This window comes from Robinsoniella sp. RHS, assembly GCF_001029355.1.
Classification (GTDB): domain Bacteria; phylum Bacillota; class Clostridia; order Lachnospirales; family Lachnospiraceae; genus Robinsoniella; species Robinsoniella peoriensis.
In genome coordinates this window covers 64,016-80,143 of record NZ_JNGB01000013.1, presented here as the reverse complement: position 1 = coordinate 80,143, position 16,128 = coordinate 64,016, and the positions used below count along the sequence as shown (strand labels likewise).

The 16,128-nt window shown below is 37.9% G+C and carries 18 protein-coding genes, 1 tRNA gene and 1 pseudogene; 3 read left to right on the top strand and 17 right to left on the bottom strand.

What is annotated here, in order from left to right; all coding sequences use genetic code 11:
* Positions 1-2: 2 nt before the first annotated feature.
* On the bottom strand, positions 3-713 hold the full coding sequence (locus RHS_RS06540; protein WP_047832678.1) for a hypothetical protein: 711 nt from the start codon (positions 711-713) through the stop codon (positions 3-5).
* Positions 714-1,376: 663 nt separating this feature from the next.
* Here RHS_RS06540 and RHS_RS06530 point away from each other — a divergent pair.
* Positions 1,377-1,934: a hypothetical protein gene (locus RHS_RS06530; RefSeq protein WP_047832676.1), complete on the top strand. Its 558-nt coding sequence runs from the start codon at positions 1,377-1,379 to the stop codon at positions 1,932-1,934.
* A 247-nt stretch (positions 1,935-2,181) separates the two neighbouring features.
* On the opposite strand, the gene RHS_RS06525 is transcribed toward RHS_RS06530, so the two are convergent.
* The 7 genes from RHS_RS06525 to RHS_RS06490 form a co-directional block, all read right to left on the bottom strand.
* Positions 2,182-2,254, bottom strand: a tRNA-Gly gene (locus RHS_RS06525).
* Positions 2,255-2,596: 342 nt separating this feature from the next.
* Entirely contained in the window at positions 2,597-3,367 is a 771-nt protein-coding gene (locus RHS_RS06515) for a nitroreductase family protein (protein ID WP_044289798.1), read from the bottom strand.
* Positions 3,368-3,466: 99 nt separating this feature from the next.
* The gene (gene pepF, locus RHS_RS06510) at positions 3,467-5,272 is read right to left on the bottom strand and encodes an oligoendopeptidase F (RefSeq protein WP_047832674.1); all 1,806 of its coding nucleotides are present in this window, start codon (positions 5,270-5,272) and stop codon (positions 3,467-3,469) included.
* Positions 5,273-5,476: 204 nt separating this feature from the next.
* Positions 5,477-6,961: a HEAT repeat domain-containing protein gene (locus RHS_RS06505; RefSeq protein ID WP_047832673.1), complete on the bottom strand. Its 1,485-nt coding sequence runs from the start codon at positions 6,959-6,961 to the stop codon at positions 5,477-5,479.
* An 18-nt stretch (positions 6,962-6,979) separates the two neighbouring features.
* A complete protein-coding gene (locus tag RHS_RS06500) occupies positions 6,980-7,561 on the bottom strand; it encodes an HD domain-containing protein (protein ID WP_047832672.1) in 582 nt (193 codons plus the stop codon).
* A gap of 3 nt (positions 7,562-7,564) precedes the next feature.
* Positions 7,565-7,969 carry a secondary thiamine-phosphate synthase enzyme YjbQ gene (locus tag RHS_RS06495; protein ID WP_027297030.1) on the bottom strand — a complete coding sequence of 135 codons (405 nt, stop codon included), beginning with the start codon at positions 7,967-7,969 and terminating at the stop codon, positions 7,565-7,567.
* Positions 7,966-8,745, bottom strand: coding sequence for an N-acetylmuramoyl-L-alanine amidase family protein (locus RHS_RS06490; RefSeq protein ID WP_027297029.1), 780 nt, complete (start codon positions 8,743-8,745; stop codon positions 7,966-7,968). Before RHS_RS06490 ends, RHS_RS06495 begins: the two co-directional genes overlap by 4 nt.
* A 199-nt stretch (positions 8,746-8,944) precedes the next feature.
* Between RHS_RS06490 and RHS_RS30365 the strand changes: the two genes are divergently transcribed.
* A complete protein-coding gene (locus RHS_RS30365) occupies positions 8,945-9,067 on the top strand; it encodes a DUF6783 domain-containing protein (RefSeq protein WP_395021564.1) in 123 nt (40 codons plus the stop codon).
* Here RHS_RS30365 and RHS_RS30360 read toward each other — a convergent pair.
* Positions 9,020-9,124 (bottom strand): annotated as a pseudogene (locus RHS_RS30360) (DUF6783 domain-containing protein); the annotation flags it as partial. The gene RHS_RS30365 and the pseudogene RHS_RS30360 overlap by 48 nt on opposite strands.
* On the opposite strand from RHS_RS30360, the gene RHS_RS30355 reads away from it, so the two are divergent.
* Positions 9,098-9,256 (top strand): hypothetical protein, encoded by a 159-nt coding sequence (locus tag RHS_RS30355; RefSeq protein WP_395021562.1) that lies wholly within the window; start codon positions 9,098-9,100, stop codon positions 9,254-9,256. The pseudogene RHS_RS30360 and the gene RHS_RS30355 sit on opposite strands and share 27 nt — an antisense overlap.
* On the opposite strand, the gene RHS_RS06485 is transcribed toward RHS_RS30355, so the two are convergent.
* The 8 genes from RHS_RS06485 to codY all read right to left on the bottom strand — a co-directional run bounded on the left by RHS_RS06485 (position 9,209) and on the right by codY (position 16,024).
* On the bottom strand, positions 9,209-9,712 hold the full coding sequence (locus tag RHS_RS06485) for a DUF6106 family protein (protein WP_027297028.1): 504 nt from the start codon (positions 9,710-9,712) through the stop codon (positions 9,209-9,211). The two genes, RHS_RS30355 and RHS_RS06485, sit on opposite strands and share 48 nt — an antisense overlap.
* Before the next feature lie 85 nt (positions 9,713-9,797).
* Positions 9,798-10,475 (bottom strand): hypothetical protein, encoded by a 678-nt coding sequence (locus RHS_RS06480; protein WP_027297027.1) that lies wholly within the window; start codon positions 10,473-10,475, stop codon positions 9,798-9,800.
* 130 nt (positions 10,476-10,605) lie between these two features.
* A complete protein-coding gene (gene groL / locus RHS_RS06475) occupies positions 10,606-12,228 on the bottom strand; it encodes a chaperonin GroEL (RefSeq protein ID WP_027297026.1) in 1,623 nt (540 codons plus the stop codon).
* 30 nt (positions 12,229-12,258) lie between these two features.
* Positions 12,259-12,543 carry a co-chaperone GroES gene (gene groES / locus RHS_RS06470; protein ID WP_027297025.1) on the bottom strand — a complete coding sequence of 95 codons (285 nt, stop codon included), beginning with the start codon at positions 12,541-12,543 and terminating at the stop codon, positions 12,259-12,261.
* A gap of 323 nt (positions 12,544-12,866) precedes the next feature.
* Entirely contained in the window at positions 12,867-13,616 is a 750-nt protein-coding gene (locus RHS_RS06465) for a hypothetical protein (RefSeq protein ID WP_027297024.1), read from the bottom strand.
* Positions 13,600-14,325 (bottom strand): DUF4489 domain-containing protein, encoded by a 726-nt coding sequence (locus RHS_RS30350; RefSeq protein ID WP_083267314.1) that lies wholly within the window; start codon positions 14,323-14,325, stop codon positions 13,600-13,602. Before RHS_RS30350 ends, RHS_RS06465 begins: the two co-directional genes overlap by 17 nt.
* A 153-nt stretch (positions 14,326-14,478) precedes the next feature.
* Positions 14,479-15,045, bottom strand: a complete 567-nt coding sequence (locus RHS_RS06455; RefSeq protein ID WP_044289797.1) for a DUF4489 domain-containing protein — start codon at positions 15,043-15,045, stop codon at positions 14,479-14,481.
* 196 nt (positions 15,046-15,241) lie between these two features.
* Positions 15,242-16,024: a GTP-sensing pleiotropic transcriptional regulator CodY gene (gene codY / locus RHS_RS06450; RefSeq protein ID WP_027297022.1), complete on the bottom strand. Its 783-nt coding sequence runs from the start codon at positions 16,022-16,024 to the stop codon at positions 15,242-15,244.
* Positions 16,025-16,128: the final 104 nt, after the last annotated feature.

Below are 16,128 nucleotides of genomic sequence, written 5' to 3'. Positions count from 1 at the left end.
TTTTATCTTACAGTACTATCCACAGAATATGATGCATAACGAGTAGGTTTCACATATGTACCTGTTTTTTTTGTTGTACTTGTAGATAATAATTTCGCATCAAAATACTGATAAACCTTTTGTGTTTGAGTATATGAACCTTTTACTGCGTAAAATTTCATATTGAATTTCCTTGAATTATAACGACTAGATTCAGGTGGACCTGAGTATGTAGTCCCTTTTGAATACTTTCCTGTTATTTCCATATTAACACCTAAATTTCCAACACTAATAGGAATTCCTGTATATGATCCTTTTAAAGAACCTTTGTATTCCTGCTTCAAAGTTACCTTTTGCCCTTTCGCTACTGAAAACTTAAACTCATCTTTATGTACATATTCCGCACTGGTTGTTTTAGTAGTAGACACTTTACCATAAGAATACCACAATCCCGCATTTCTTGCCACGGGTCCAGAAGGTGTTTCTGGTATGTTATCTTCTAATATGACTGTGTCCGGAAATTCTTGAAAATCATATATTGTAATTTCAGATGCGTCCGGATTATCCTCAATTATATCTTGTATTATATCTCTAGGAATATTATCAATATCGCAATTAACAACAATATCATCATTTGATAATTCTGGTTCACTTGCAAAAACGCTAAAAGAATTGAAAATAAAAACAAACACACATAAACTTAATACTTTGCCCATTTTAATTTTTTTTGTCATAAAATCACCCTCCTAATCATTTTTATAATATTGATATTACTAGTATCTAAAATCTTTTGAAAATATTTTTTAGTTACCCCTCGGAATTCCTGCACCCCTTCTCCTAAAAATAAGGATGCATTAGTTAGGTTTTTTATTTTAGAGAAATAAGTAATCTTCTCCTCATATCCTATTGTACCACCTACTTTCCTTTTAATATATATTGACTTAATCAAGTGTTGTAATATCATATTTATATCACATAAGTATGTCTTTCGCAATATTCTTTGCTTAACTGGTAGTTATTCTTGACTAATTGGTAATTTTTATTAGAATTCTCTACTCATTTCACCTGCATTTGCCCAAAAAACCAGAATCATATGGATTTATACCTCTACCATTCTAGTACTTAGCTCTCTTATCACAATTTATTTCTCCTAGGGTATTACAATGGCTTAAATTATTTTCAAATAAATGCATCAAAATATATAGCATATAAAAACTATACAGAATTTACCAAAGATGCCTGTCATCCCCTTTACAGTTAGGCACTTACAATGTAAGTGTGTAAAACAAATAAAGAAACATTAAAATCATTGGTCTGTAGCCATTCATGAAACAGCCGTTTAGCTATTCCACGTTCTGAAATCAGAACCATATGCAGTGGTAAAACAACAACTGAACATGATAAAGAAAAACAAAGTCTTAGAAATCCATGAGTATATAATAACTGCACCAAAAGGCAATGATTCGAGATGGCAGACATACCTTAAGAAAGATGGAAAGCGGGTAAAGATTTCCGCAAAAAGTGAACAGGGTTTGTATGATAAATTATATGAAATCTACTATCAAAATAATCTTTCTTTAGAGATGTTATATCCGGAATGGGTGGAAAAGCGTACAAATGCAAACGTCAATATCCGTACAATACGGAGAAATAAAAATCATTGGGATAAGTATTACAAAGAACATAAAATCGTGAAAATCCCTGTAAAAACGCTCTCAACGGATATGCCGGAAACATATTTCAATGAAATGGTTAAGAAGCATTCCCTGACACTGAATGAACTGAATAACATGATGTTCATCCTGAAAAACATGCTGAAAATGTGTAAACGAAGAAACACAAAGATAACCTGGGGCTATATTGTAAACAATCAGGAAAAGGAAGTCCTGCATTCAAGAATCCGGGATGCACTGACAAATCTGAATGGACTCACTCAGGCTAGTGGAGCTTCATGATGCAACGGACACCATTTGAAATTTTCCGTACTCAAGCGGACTCAACCATCGAAAAAGCAAAAACCTCGCAAACCCGCATAAACACTGCGAATTTCGGGGCATAGAAAAAGCGCGAGACGGGACTCGAATTCAGGAGTACCGCAAAAACATTGATAAAACGGGAGGTTAAAAGCACGTCATCGCCTATGGAATAAAGTGGAATAAAAGAAAAAAGCCCCGAAAACCTTAGTTTTCAGGGCAAAACAAAAGCGCGAGACGGGACTCGAACCCGCGGCCTCGACCTTGGCAAGGTCGCGCTCCACCAACTGAGCCACTCGCGCATAACTTACTTCTTCTTTTTTTATCTCCTTGAGACAAGAATTATAATACTATATCTTCCTGGATTTGTCAACAGTTATTTTGAAATTTTTTATATTTTTCAAATTGTATATTCTATTTTGTTAAAAAATAGAATGAAGAACGGTATTCAAAAGCTGAACAAAACTTCCCTGTTATTCAAAAAACTAGAAAACCCAGGGACTTTCCAGGCAAATGATACCATCCTCCATTAGATATTTATTATTTACTGTTATCATTATAGCTTAATTTAAGATATTAATTTATAATTCAGTTTTCATTATTTTAATATTCACTATATTTCACACTTCCCCAGCATTTACAAATTACTGTTTCAACAGAATACTCAGGACATATTGATTATTCGGAAGTGATTTATGAGTGATATTATTCAGGCGGATTAAGTCTAAATCCACCCAGATCTCTTCTGCTGCAATCATAACATTGGCGAACATGATTCCCAGATTTAATTCTGCAAATTTACCAAAGGTCCCATTCGCCATCACTGCTTTTTTACAGAAAACATGAATTCTGTTTTCATATACAACGAATCTCCAGGGCTGGCTGTTATAGCTGGATGGTGCCAGCCTTGCAGTATCCAGAATCTCTTTCACCCAGGTTTTGGGCCTTTCTTTATATGCGCATAGTTCATCCATACTCAGACGCTTCGCTTCATAATCATGGCGAAACAGGGAACCCTTAGGGAATCCGAAAGCCATCGCAGTGACAAATTCATACCCTTCTTCTTCCATCTTTTTATCTTTTCTTTTTGCCATGCCCAAAAAGCAGCATCCAATGCCCTTTGTATTTAAATACAATGATATATGCTCCATAATATAGCCTGCATGCAGATCTCTTTTTTCTTTCTTCTCAGCGTACAGAGCGATATAATAAGGCGCGCTTACATTTACAAGTCCACCAACACGGCCTCTTTTTGTAACATTATCAATAATTTCAACTTTCACACCAATTCCAGGAAATATCGGTTCTATTTCCTCTACAAATTCCAGGATCCCGCATAAGATTTTATCATCTATAGCTTCCTTTTTAAAATTCCGTATCGATTTTCTGACATAAATCGCTTCGTACAGATTCATTCTTCTCACCCATTTAAACATTTTGTAACAATATTGTAACATGTTTTTATCAGAATATCTACTGCAAATTTGATGGAAAATTGTTTTTTTTTCAAAGCATTAACTGTACAATTGTTCTAATTTATCCAAATAACTTTCAAAAACTTTCAGAGCCTCATCCACCGGCTCCGGCCGTGTCATATCCACTCCGCACAATTTCAGCAAGTCAATAGGATCCATGGAACTTCCGCTGCTTAAAAACTTCTTATAGTTTTCTACTGCATCTTTCTCTCCATTTAATATTTTACTGCTGATGGCAATTGCAGCCGAGAATCCCGTTGCATATTGATATACATAAAATGGTGTATAAAAATGAGGGATTCTTGCCCATTCATAGGAAATATCCTCATCAATCACCATGCCATCTCCATAATAAGTTTTATTCAGATTATAATATAATTTGCACAATATTTCTGCATTCAGTGTACCGCCTTCTCCCACTACTTTATGAGTTGCTTTTTCAAATTCTGCAAACATTGTCTGGCGGTATAGGGTGCTCTTGAACTGATCCAGGAAGTAATTAATCAGATATGCCTTTTCCTGTCTATCCTCTGTCTTTTCAATTAAATGATGAATGAGAAGTGCTTCATTGCATGTAGATGCCACTTCAGCCACAAAAATCTTATACCCGGCATAAATATACGGTTGGTTTTCATCCGAATAATAAGAATGCAGAGCATGCCCCATCTCATGTGCCAGAGTAAATACACTATTCAGATTATTCTGATGATTCAGCAATACATAGGGATGAGTTCCATAAGCGCCCCAGGAGTAAGCACCTGTCCTCTTTCCTTCATTTTCATATACATCAATCCAGCGGCTGTCAAATCCCTTTTTCAATAAATCCAGATACTCATCCCCCAGAGGTTCCAGCCCTTCCAGTACGATTTTCTTTGCCTGATCGTAAGCAATCTTCATATCTACTCCGGACACCATGGAAACATGAAGATCATACATGTGAAGTTCATCCAGATTTAAAAGTTTTTTTCGTAATTCTACATAACGGTACATCAGATTTATATTCTTATGAACTGCTTCAATCAGATTATCATAGACATGAATCGGTATATTACTGTCATCAAGGGCTGCTGCAAGTGCGGAATCATACTTTCTTGTTTTAGCAAAAAAAGCTGCCTGTCTCGCATTGGCATCGAAAGTAGCCGCCAGTGTATTCTGAAAGCTCTTATAAGAGGCGTATATGGTCTCAAAAGCTTCTTTACGGACATTCCTGTCCTTGCTTTCTAAAAAGGATATATAGCGCCCCTGTGTCAATCTGGTGATATCTCCATTTTCATCTGTTATATCTCCAAATTTAATATCTGCGTTGTTAAACATACTGAAAATATTGCCCGGTCCCTGGGCAACCTCAGAAACACCCGCCAGTAACTCTTCCTCTTGCTCAGATAAAACATGGTTTTTCTGCCTGATGATATCTGCCAAAAATTTCTCGTATCTGCTAAGATCACTTGTCTCTTCTTTGAATTTCTCCAGTAATTCTTCCGGTATCCCAAGAATTTCCGGCACCACAAAAGCCGTAGCACTGTTAAGCATGGTCATTATTACCTGCGATTCTCCGGACATCTGCTGGTACTTTCCATTACCGGTATTCTCATGTAATTTCTGGTTTGCATAGACATAGATTTTTTCCCCAAGCTGATTCATCTCACTGTAGGCATCCAGCATTTCCAGAAGGCGGCTTCCACTGTCTTTTAAATGTCCCCGAAAGGCTGTAAAATCCTCAATCATTTTCTCCAGCTGCCTGCTGTCTTCTCCCCATGCCTCATCTGTTTTGTAGAGATCTTCTATTGCCCATGTATTTTCAATCTTCTGTTGTTCCCTGGTTATAATCTGGTTTCCTTCTGCCATATAAATACCTCCATTCTTTGCTTCCATTATTATGGTTAAGTATACGATCCTGAAAAATTGCTGTCAAGGGGGTACATCCCGGTCTGTCCAATTCTTTAAAAAAATCACACAACAAAAAACCAGAGATGCTCTATAGCAGCTCCGGTTCTAATCTTATAAGGATAATCCCTATCAGACAATTCATCAGTCATCAATAGTCATCCGCTATCTGCATTTCACAATAAAAACGCTGCTGCCTTCCCGATCATTAATTACTGTTTCTTTTACCAGTTTAAAATAATTTTGTCTTCGCAGTGTACCCAGGAGTACCTCTCTCTCGTCGGAATACATTACAATGCATCCGTCCTCTTTTAACACCTCTGTGGATTTCGACCAGAATTTCTCGTAAAGTTTCTGCACAAATACCCGGTCTTTTGTCTTAGATACACCCGGCATATTAGTCACAATCTCATCGAACAGATATTCATGGCGGAAATCAAAATAATCCCGGTTAATGTAATGAGCTATCATGCCTGCATATTTCGTATTTTCCTCTGCTTTTACTACCGCTTCTTCCAAAATATCAAGACCATAAATCGGATCTGCCTTAGATATTTTACTGCGTTCTATCAGCATGGTTCCTACACCGCAAAACGGATCTAATACCTGTGCCCCATCTTTTAAATATTCTTTAGAAAGTTCCATGATGAGCGCCGCATTGCAGGGAGATATAGAGGTAGGCAGCGCCTGCTTCCGATAAGCAAACCGTTTATCCTCTAAGGTATATAACTTTAACAGTGGAATAAAATCCCCTGCTTTATTCTCAATCAGACGCAGTTCTATTTCATATTCAGATGAAGAATTAATCATTTTTCTATCCAGCTGCTTTTCAAGAGATGCTGAAAATTTACGTATAAACGTTCCCTTCTTATCCAACGTCATACGGCTTTTTAACTCAACGCGAAAATAAAACGATCCCTCTTCACTATGCATTTCCTCCAAAAAAGGCAGCAGGCCTGAACGTTTCAGCTGATATGCCATTTCCTCTGGCGTTCCTTTCAGTACCGGGGCTCCTTTGACAGGAAACAGCATTTCCTGATAAGTACGGATTGGCAGAATATCCGTAAGGCATTCAGTAGCTACCCGCAGGCCTCCTGCAAGCATCTTAATCTCTCCGCCTTTAATCTGGTTTTTCGTTACTTCCCTGTGGTTTCGGTTTGTAAGTAAAATCACTTCCAACGCTTTATCCACTCCTGTAAACTTATGCTTTTGCGGCTTTTCATATTTCAGAATCATATTTTGCAGCAGCGCAGCTTCTTCCCTCACATGCTTCACATTAGATTCCTCTACCGGATCATTTGTGAGTTCTGAAAGCCTTTCTTTTAACATAGGCAGGTATTCCTGATATTCATACTGTGAAATTGCTTTTAACAAATCTGCTTTTATAAAGAGTTTTTCTTCCTTTTTATATGCCTTTATCAAAACCGGCAATAAATCCTGGCATTCCAGATCCCCTATTATCAGAGCTGCATTTTTTCTTACTTTCGCATCTTCATTCTTTAAAAGTGTAACAAACACATCAAATTCTCCTGCCAGTTCATATGCCAGTGCACGTTTAGCAAAAGGTTCTTTCATTTCCTGCCGAAGAGAAATCAAATTTTTTCTTACATCGGTACCATCACAAATACTTTTATATAACTCTTTTATCATAAAGCTCCTTACAGGCTTCTAAGCCCGCTCTCTCTCATTATTCTTTTCCATGATTTTTTTACGGCTCTGTTCCAGTACAAGATCTCTTAATTTACCGGTAACCGTAAACTCTCTGGCTTCATTTACCCCATAATTCATCTGCAGCTCATACTCCAGTGGAAGCCAGGTTGATATATCTGCTTCGTTATGCTGAATAACCGCTTCCATTTTATCTAATACATGAAATAATCTGGCCTCTTTTGACTTGTTTTTCTCCATCTCCCGGTGGAGATCTAAAAACTCCTGCTTCCTGCCATTGTCCAGCATTTCAGCAATATTTCTTATTTCTGATCCTTCAACTGCTCTTGCTTCTTCTGTCTTTTCAAAACAGGGGATATCGCCTGTCACAGCCTCTCCCATATCATGAACCAGGCACATATGCATCACCTTTTCCATATCCAGATCAGGAAAATCATCCTGCAGCAGCCAGGCAAACATTACCAGACTAAAACAGTGCTCTGCTACACTTTCTTTTCTTCCCGACGAAGTCTCACAATGTCTGGTATTACATTTTAACTGTTCTGCAAGTTTCAGAAACTTTAATATGGATTCTGCATTCACGGATTACCCCTCCATCACTTTTACATAATAAGACCTGTTACGGGGACCGTCAAATTCGCAAAAATAAACCGCCTGCCAGGTACCCAGTATCAGCTTGCCATTTTCCAGTATCAGCGTAGAAGATGCTCCTACTGCTGCCGATTTCATATGGGCATGGGAATTTCCTTCAAAATGGCGGTATTCTTTATCCTGCGTAGGAAATACCTTTTCATAACCGTAAATAAAATCTGTGCAGACATCCGGATCACAGTTCTCATTAATGGTAATGCCAGCCGTTGTATGGGGACAATAAATGACAACAATTCCATCCGTGACCCCGCTTTTTTTTACATCCTCTTTTATGCTTCCTGTAATATCTACAAGACGCTGCCGCTGTGATATTGTTAAATTATGCTTATAGGTGCTCATTTCGTATACTCCTCCATATAATTTCCTACATCTGTCTTAAAAGCTTCCCACTTATCTTCATTTTCCACAAAATACTTGGGGCAGATTTTTCCCGTAACATCGTAATGCCTGATTATCTGATCCGTCCCCAGGTCGAACTTCCCGCACAGAAAAGCCACCAGCTTAACAAGAGATTCATAGGTTGCATCATTATATTTACCGCTTTCATCCGGGTGACAGCACTCAATAGAAACGGTATCGTTATTTCTGTCATTGGAAGCATATGCCATCTCGGAAGTCGGTACACACTGAATAATTTCCCCATCCAGTCCGATAACAAAATTACTGCTCAGATAATCATTCTGAAGATCCTTGAGACTATCAAAATAATCCCTGTTTTCCTGCGCCGTGGTCATAGGATTTGCAAGATAATGTACCACGATAGCAGTAATCTTATCAGTAGGTATCCCCGGTCTTGAATATGGATTTATATCTAACAGCTGAACATCAATATCCGGCTCCGGTATAGGATTCCCATCTTCCGTATCCTTAGCCTGCTGGTTTTCTGCAGTTGTTTCCGAAACACTGACCGGCTGAGTCTTATGGAATACCAGTTTATAACCTGCAACAGCAAGAACAATAATAAATATTCCGGCTCCTATCACGATTGTTCTTCGCACCATCTCTTCGCGCTGCTGCTTCTGTGTTGCCTGCCCCCCTCTTGATCTCCTTTGGGACGATCTTCTTTTGCTTCTTTCAATTTTTCTGGTATATCTGCTTCTATGATTGCTTCTCATTCGTATTCTCACTTGACCGCATGTATATCGCAAGCCTGCCTGCGATACTGCCATATAATAGTGTGATAGTCCTTCACACCTTTTCCAGGTTGCATTTCCGTTCTGCATAAAGTTTTCGTACTTTATTTTAACTCTTCCAGTATACCTTGATATTGTGAAAATTTTTACAACAATATCTTAAATTTTCCTTAACACAAGAGTGGGAATTAATTCTCAAACACGCTCTAGAGCGTGTTTTAAAATTGCTTTCTGGCAGCTGTGCGTCACAGTTTGTGGGAGATTTGTCCCGGATGAAGGGCGCGTAGCGGGCTACGTAACCTGAATTCGGGGCAAATATGCCGCAAAGTGGGGCGTGCAGATGGCTGGAATGAATTTTCAAACACGCTCTAGCACAGAAAAAATAGCGCTTTCACTTAAACAGTGCGGCGCTACTTTTGTCTGCCCATACAGAGCAATTCATACTCTACATCAGTTTTACTTTACTTGGTGCAATTCTCCGGATATCATTTAACATCACGTCATTTGGCTCAAAAAGAATCTTTTCCAATCCTTTATCTGACTGCATAATTAATGCGAAAATCTTATGATCCGGTTCACCTGAAGAAAAATCAACTAATTTAATACTATTGTTCTGATTGTAATAATCCAGTTCATGAGAATTTACGGGTGCCATAAGTACCATCTTTTCCAGATCCAGGCTGCGGGCTCTCTTTCTTTTTGTCTTCGACATAATCCTGTCCACATCCAGTTCTCCATTTACATACAGGTACTCAAATTCCAGGTCAAATCTTGGAATCAGGAAATAATCCGCAACGCCTATGGCAATCAAAGCGATTAATCCGAAGGGAGTAACAAACAGCCCTACAAATGCGATCAAAACGGTAGCAACAATCAAAAGCACTTTCTTTACCTGGTCTGATACCGGTGTTTTCCTCTTAACAATTAACTCTGTGTACAAATCACTCATGTTCTTCCTCCTAAATTAGCAATACTTGTATTCTTTTATTATAAAGCCATTCGCTGAAATAATAAAGTATTTCTTCTCTTTTTCCTTAATTTGATCCAAAAAGATAATTTACATATTTTGCAGAAGTTTCTGTTCGTTCAGAACTTGCTACCGGACAGAGAATGACCGGACTGTAACTTGCCATCTGTGAATCCTTGATCAATTTGCTGTCTTCAATACGGAGTCCACACGTATATTCCGTCCCTGTATCATTATCTTTGCCAGTCATAAGGTAATCCTTATATTTTTCATAATCAGCCTCCGAAAGAATTCCTTTCCAGTCCTGGAATGCCCCGGCACCTGCATAATACTCAAATAAATCTTCCGGTACAATCATAAGATCCAGATCTCCCGTCGACATAACCGCCATGACTTTTGTAATACTGCTGACCGTCATCTGATCCTGCTGGTCCAGATTAATCATTGCAGATGCATCAAAGGTAACCTGCTCTCCTGTTTCCTCAAAGCCCGCTGCCTTTACAAAACCATCCGTAAGCGGTGAGCCTTCCGTATCCACCATGTTCGTATTCAGTGCCATGACATACAGACCGGTTTTGATCTGTTTCCCCTTATAGATATCTACACCAAGCCAGACAATAACAACAATTATTGCAAGAATAACCAGCACAAACTTGTAATAATCCCAGAAATACTGTAACTTCCCTTTAAATGTCATGTCTTTTAACTTTGCTTTTTCCTCTGTTGCCTTCTCCTTAAATGACATCTTCTGATTTTGCTCCTTTTTCGTTTGTTTACCAACTAGTTTAACATAAATAAGGACGAACGTCTATCTCGTTCGTCCTCACTTTTTGTAAAATTTCTCTAAAAAAATATTAAACTGAAGTTACCAGATATTACATCATGCCCATTCCCGGATTTCCTGCCGGCATAGCTGGAGCATCTTCTTTAATATTTGCAACACAGGATTCTGTTGTAAGGAAAGTACTAGCAACACTGGTTGCATTCTGCAGAGCGCTTCTTGTAACCTTTACAGGATCAAGGATTCCAGCTTCTACCATGTCTACATATGCTTCTTTTGCTGCATCAAATCCAATACCAACTTCGGATTCTTTAATCTTGTTGATAACTACAGATCCTTCTAATCCTGCATTTGCAACAATGTGGAACAGAGGGGATTCCAGAGCTTTTAAGATTACTTTTGCACCGGTTTTAACATCGCCTTCCAGAGTTCCTACTAATGTTTCTACTTCTTTTGCTGCATGGATATAAGCAGATCCGCCGCCTGCGATGATTCCTTCTTCAACTGCAGCTCTGGTTGCATTTAATGCATCTTCCATACGCAGTTTTGCTTCTTTCATTTCTGTTTCGGTAGCTGCTCCTACACGGATAACTGCAACTCCGCCTGCCAGTTTTGCAAGTCTTTCCTGTAATTTTTCTCTGTCAAAATCAGATGTTGTCTCTTCGATCATTGCTTTGATCTGGGACACTCTGTTGTCGATTGTCTCTTTATCTCCGTATCCGTCAACAATGATTGTATTTTCTTTCTGAACTTTTACGGATTTCGCACGTCCAAGCTGTTCCATTGTAGTTTCTTTTAAATCTAAGCCCAGTTCATCAGAAATTACCTGTCCGCCGGTTAAAATAGCGATATCTTCTAACATTGCTTTTCTTCTGTCGCCATAACCCGGAGCCTTTACGCCTACTACCTGGAATGTTCCTCTTAATTTATTAACAATTAAGGTTGTAAGTGCTTCGCCTTCGATGTCTTCTGCGATGATTAAAAGTTTTTTGCCGGACTGTACGATCTGCTCTAATAATGGAAGGATTTCCTGGATGTTGGAGATCTTCTTATCTGTGATTAAAATATATGGATCATCCAGATTCGCTTCCATTTTTTCCATATCAGTTGCCATGTATGCAGAGATATATCCTCTGTCAAACTGCATACCTTCTACAAGGTCTAATTCTGTCATCATTGTTTTTGATTCTTCGATTGTGATAACTCCGTCGTTTGAAACTTTTTCCATAGCATCTGCTACCATGTTTCCAACTTCATCATCACCAGCGGAGATAGCTGCAACTTTAGCGATCTGGCCTTTTCCGTTTACTTTACGGCTCATAGCTGCGATAGAATCTACTGCAGTCTGGGTTGCTTTTTTCATACCTTTTCTGAGTTCAATTGGGTTTGCTCCTGCTGCCAGGTTCTTCATTCCTTCATGGATCATTGCCTGTGCCAATACTGTTGCTGTCGTAGTACCATCACCAGCCACATCATTTGTCTTTGTAGCAACTTCCTTAACCAGCTGTGCGCCCATGTTTTCAAATGCATCTTCTAATTCGATTTCTTTTGCAATTGTAACACCATCGTTTGTGATAAGCGGAGTACCGAATTGTTTGTCAAGTACAACGTTTCTTCCTTTCGGTCCTAATGTTACTCTTACTGTATTTGCTAATTTGTCTACACCAGCTTCTAATGCTGTTCTTGCATCAATGCCGTATTTAATTTCCTTTGCCATGTCTTATTTCCTCCTTGAAATTTCCACGTATTATTCTACGATTGCTAAAATGTCATTTTGTTTTACAATGATAAATTCTTCGTCTTCTAATTTCACTTCGTTGCCTGCGTATTTGGAGTAGATAACCTTATCTCCAACTTTAACCTGCATGGTAACTTCTTTACCATCAATATTTCCGCCAGGTCCTACAGCAACTACTTCTGCTTCCTGTGGTTTTTCCTGAGTTTTTCCGGCCAGGATAATTCCTGATTTTGTTGTTTCTTCAGCTTCAAACTGTTTCAATACGACTCTGTCGCCTAATGGTACTAATTTCATTCTATATTCCTCCTTAAATAATTTAAATTTTCTTTTACTAGCACTCGCTTTGATCGAGTGCTAACCGTTAGTCATATATTAGTTAAATTACTCCATTTGTGCAACTGTACGATTTCGTTCTATATACTTTTAATCTCTTTATAACTTTTATTTTCTCTTATATACTCTTATTTTCTTACTTTTTATGTTTTTATATTTTTTTTATAAAATATATGATTCCTTTATTTATGGTAACTATTCCCGGACAAATTCCCGTAAAATAACATAAGGTGTGACATTTCATAAACATGCCACACCTCTAACCGGTACGAAAATTCCCCATATTAATAAACACAGCTTTTAATCTCATTTATCAGCGTATCCAGACCCAGATCATTGCAGTCGTTAATCAGCCCCGAAATAATAAACTGCTCAAAAGACTTTTTCATTTTTTCTCTGTCGTTTACTTCTGCTACCTGGATGGTATTTTCTATTAATTTAATATTTTCTTCGTTCATCTCATTTTTATGTTCACAGTTAGAAAGCAGCTGATTGAGTTCTGTTACCAGTGGGCCTTTGTTTTCGTGTGGTATACTCAATTTATGGGGAGGCTCCGCTATCTCTTCTGCTTCCACGGTTTCTTTCACTTTTAATTCTTCCATGATCTTCCCTTCACCTGATAACTCTATATGATAAATCGTTGTATCATCATTCTCTGCAATAAGACGAATTAATAACTCATAGATTTTACTGTTAAATAAACTGTTCTCAGAATAAAAACTATATATTTCTCCGCTAATCAGCCCCAAATGAACGCCTTTACGGTTTTTAACGTTGTGAAACCAGACCATCCATGCCGATGTGCCTATAACAAGTACGGTAAGCATAAGAATCGTGCAGATAAGCCGGTAACTTGCGAGTGAAATAAAGATGCCTAATAATACATAAAGTACCGGTAATTTTTCTTCCGTTAATGTACCTTTCCACAGATGTGCTGTATACGATAATTGAACCATATGGTTATCCCATTTCATGGTTCCGCCATCAATATCTATTGTAGCATTTTCAACTATATTATTAATCTGCCTGGCCATTTATATCTCCTTCTACAAAATTTCTTTTTTTACTATCAGCAACAATTGCTATCAGGACCGGGTTTGTAATCATCACTGATCCAACTGTCTGCTGTCCCATAATCTCAATAAATACACTGTAATTGATCCACGGTGTACTATAAGAATCACAATCTATTGCGGAAAATGTAACTACATTGCTTTCCGTTACCATGTCATTTCTAAAATAAGAACAACCCGAACTCAGAGGCAGCGGCATCATTTGGTTTTTTTCCTGCTTGAAAATCTGAAACTTCAGCCTGGTTCTTGCATTCATACTTAAAATATTACAGGAAAAGCTCAGTTCCGTATTAAAATGCCGGCATTCTGCCGTGTTTAAATTAACAGAGACTACATTATATGCAGTTCCTTTTTCTATTCCTTCCGGTAATATCATACCTCCGAAAGAAGAAGCCTTGCAAAACACATCTGTACAGTCGGGCGATTGCTCATCCTGACAGTTATCTTTGCATTCATCATTGCATTTTTCTTTGCATTTTTCTTTATCATTTTCTCTGCAATCTTCCTCACAATTTGAGAATGTATTTTTTTTCCCATTAAAGTTATTCTGCGCATACGACCGGTTATTGCAGCATGGCTGTTGCATTGCCCTTGTATTGGCATTTGTTCTCATCCCTCTGTTAGGCTGACTATTTCCACGTCTCTGAGAGTAAAACAATCCATTATACATAGGCTACAGCTCCTTAATAAAATGTGCATAGATAGAATATTTCTCAGATACTCTATCTATGCAAACATTTTTATGCTAATTGACCTGCTGCCAGGTCAACAAGACTTAAGACTATACCACCGGTATATTCCTAACTCTTCATTTACAGTTCTGTTAACATCCGCAAGAGGAGTTATCAACAACAATTGCTGATAATGTTGCATTATTAATTGCAGTTACGCCTACAGTTGCAACGCCTGCAACAGTAGCTACTACACTATAAGTGCAGCATTCTTCATCACAAATATCACAGTCACAAACGAAGAATGTGAACGTATTACTGTCTGTAATTGCTACAAGGCGTGAAAATACCCATGTTGGTCCTACAGGAATCGGAGTCAACTGGCCTTTACACTGTTTAAATACCTGGAAATTCAGGGAAATAATTGCAGCCGTTGTATTGATATTGCTGGCAAACTCAAATTTGATACATGGATTCTCAAATCCTCTTGTATCTACATTTACGGTTGCTACCGTATAAGCTGTGCCTGCAATTGTTGCCAATGGAAGTGTAACTGACCCTGGAGTACCGCATTTAATTGTAGTTCTGTTTGGTCTAATATTTTTACGTTTTTCACATTTGCAGAATAATTTACATTCGCAGTCACGAGATTTATCACAACAGCAATCACAATGACGATCACAATCACAATCACAAATCAATTCTTTTATTTCACTCATACCAAGACCTCCTATGATCTTTCTTAAACTCAAAATTTATACCAAATTAGGTATAAAACATTATATTCGTAAATACAATTATTGTTACTTACTATTTTGAGTTCCCATACATAGACAGGCATAAAAAAACCTGGTACATTCCCTTCCCCAAACTTTTAATCAGTCTGGACAGGTTCCATATACCAGGTATAAACAACTATTTTGTTTTCTGCGCTCTTAATTCTTCCAGTTCTTCAAAGATATAATCATTGATAACTTTAATATAAGTTCCTTTCATTCCTGAGGATCTGGATTCGATTACTCCGGCGCTTTCGAACTTACGCAGGGCATTAACGATTACGGATCTGGTAATTCCAACCCGGTCTGCAATCTTACTTGCTACCAGAATGCCTTCTGTTCCGTCCAGTTCTTCAAATATGTGGGTAATTGCCTCAAGTTCTGAGAAAGATAAGGTGCTGATTGCAGATTTTACAATTTGTATCTTTCTGCTCTCTTCTGCACTTTCTTCATTAACTGAGCGCATCATTTCCAATCCTACAACTGTAGTGCCGTATTCACTCAGGATAATATCATCAATCTCATACTGGGTATCAAACTTGTACATAAAAACAGTTCCAAGGCGTTCACCTGCAATATCAATAGGATTAATGATTGCACGGTAGTTTTTGATATCCTCTCCAACAAAGCCCAGGGTTTCCAGATTTACATTTTCTTTTGTGGACAGTATACCTAATAATCTTTCATTAAGCATGTTGTCTATATGTCCGCCTACTTTATCAACAATCAACTCCTTGATTTCTTCGACACCATCACAAAGACTGACACCCAGAACTTTTCCTTTTTTACTGATAACCAGAATATTGGATTCCAATATTTCTGTCAGCACCGTGCATATATCATTAAAAACGACCTTACTGGAATTATTGTTATGCAATAGCTTGTTGATTTTCCTTGTTTTATCTAACAATTGTACACTCATATTTAGCCTCCTATCTTCCATTGTTTCTATTCTACATACTGTTTCACGATAATACATATTTTATCATATAATTTTCTGAAAATCAATCGGTTTCTTGTGATAAT

Coding starts and splice junctions, on each gene's coding strand:
- RHS_RS06530 (WP_047832676.1), top strand. CDS start 1,377: ATGATAAAGAAAAACAAAGTCTTAGAAATCCATGAGTATATAATAACT.
- RHS_RS06485 (WP_027297028.1), bottom strand. CDS start 9,712: ATGAGTGATTTGTACACAGAGTTAATTGTTAAGAGGAAAACACCGGTA.
- RHS_RS06495 (WP_027297030.1), bottom strand. CDS start 7,969: ATGAGCACCTATAAGCATAATTTAACAATATCACAGCGGCAGCGTCTT.
- RHS_RS06505 (WP_047832673.1), bottom strand. CDS start 6,961: ATGATAAAAGAGTTATATAAAAGTATTTGTGATGGTACCGATGTAAGA.
- RHS_RS30350 (WP_083267314.1), bottom strand. CDS start 14,325: ATGTATAATGGATTGTTTTACTCTCAGAGACGTGGAAATAGTCAGCCT.
- RHS_RS06455 (WP_044289797.1), bottom strand. CDS start 15,045: ATGAGTGAAATAAAAGAATTGATTTGTGATTGTGATTGTGATCGTCAT.
- pepF (WP_047832674.1), bottom strand. CDS start 5,272: ATGGCAGAAGGAAACCAGATTATAACCAGGGAACAACAGAAGATTGAA.
- RHS_RS06540 (WP_047832678.1), bottom strand. CDS start 713: ATGACAAAAAAAATTAAAATGGGCAAAGTATTAAGTTTATGTGTGTTT.
- RHS_RS06465 (WP_027297024.1), bottom strand. CDS start 13,616: ATGGCCAGGCAGATTAATAATATAGTTGAAAATGCTACAATAGATATT.
- groL (WP_027297026.1), bottom strand. CDS start 12,228: ATGGCAAAGGAAATTAAATACGGCATTGATGCAAGAACAGCATTAGAA.
- RHS_RS06490 (WP_027297029.1), bottom strand. CDS start 8,745: ATGAGAAGCAATCATAGAAGCAGATATACCAGAAAAATTGAAAGAAGC.
- RHS_RS06480 (WP_027297027.1), bottom strand. CDS start 10,475: ATGTCATTTAAGGAGAAGGCAACAGAGGAAAAAGCAAAGTTAAAAGAC.
- groES (WP_027297025.1), bottom strand. CDS start 12,543: ATGAAATTAGTACCATTAGGCGACAGAGTCGTATTGAAACAGTTTGAA.
- RHS_RS06515 (WP_044289798.1), bottom strand. CDS start 3,367: ATGAATCTGTACGAAGCGATTTATGTCAGAAAATCGATACGGAATTTT.
- codY (WP_027297022.1), bottom strand. CDS start 16,024: ATGAGTGTACAATTGTTAGATAAAACAAGGAAAATCAACAAGCTATTG.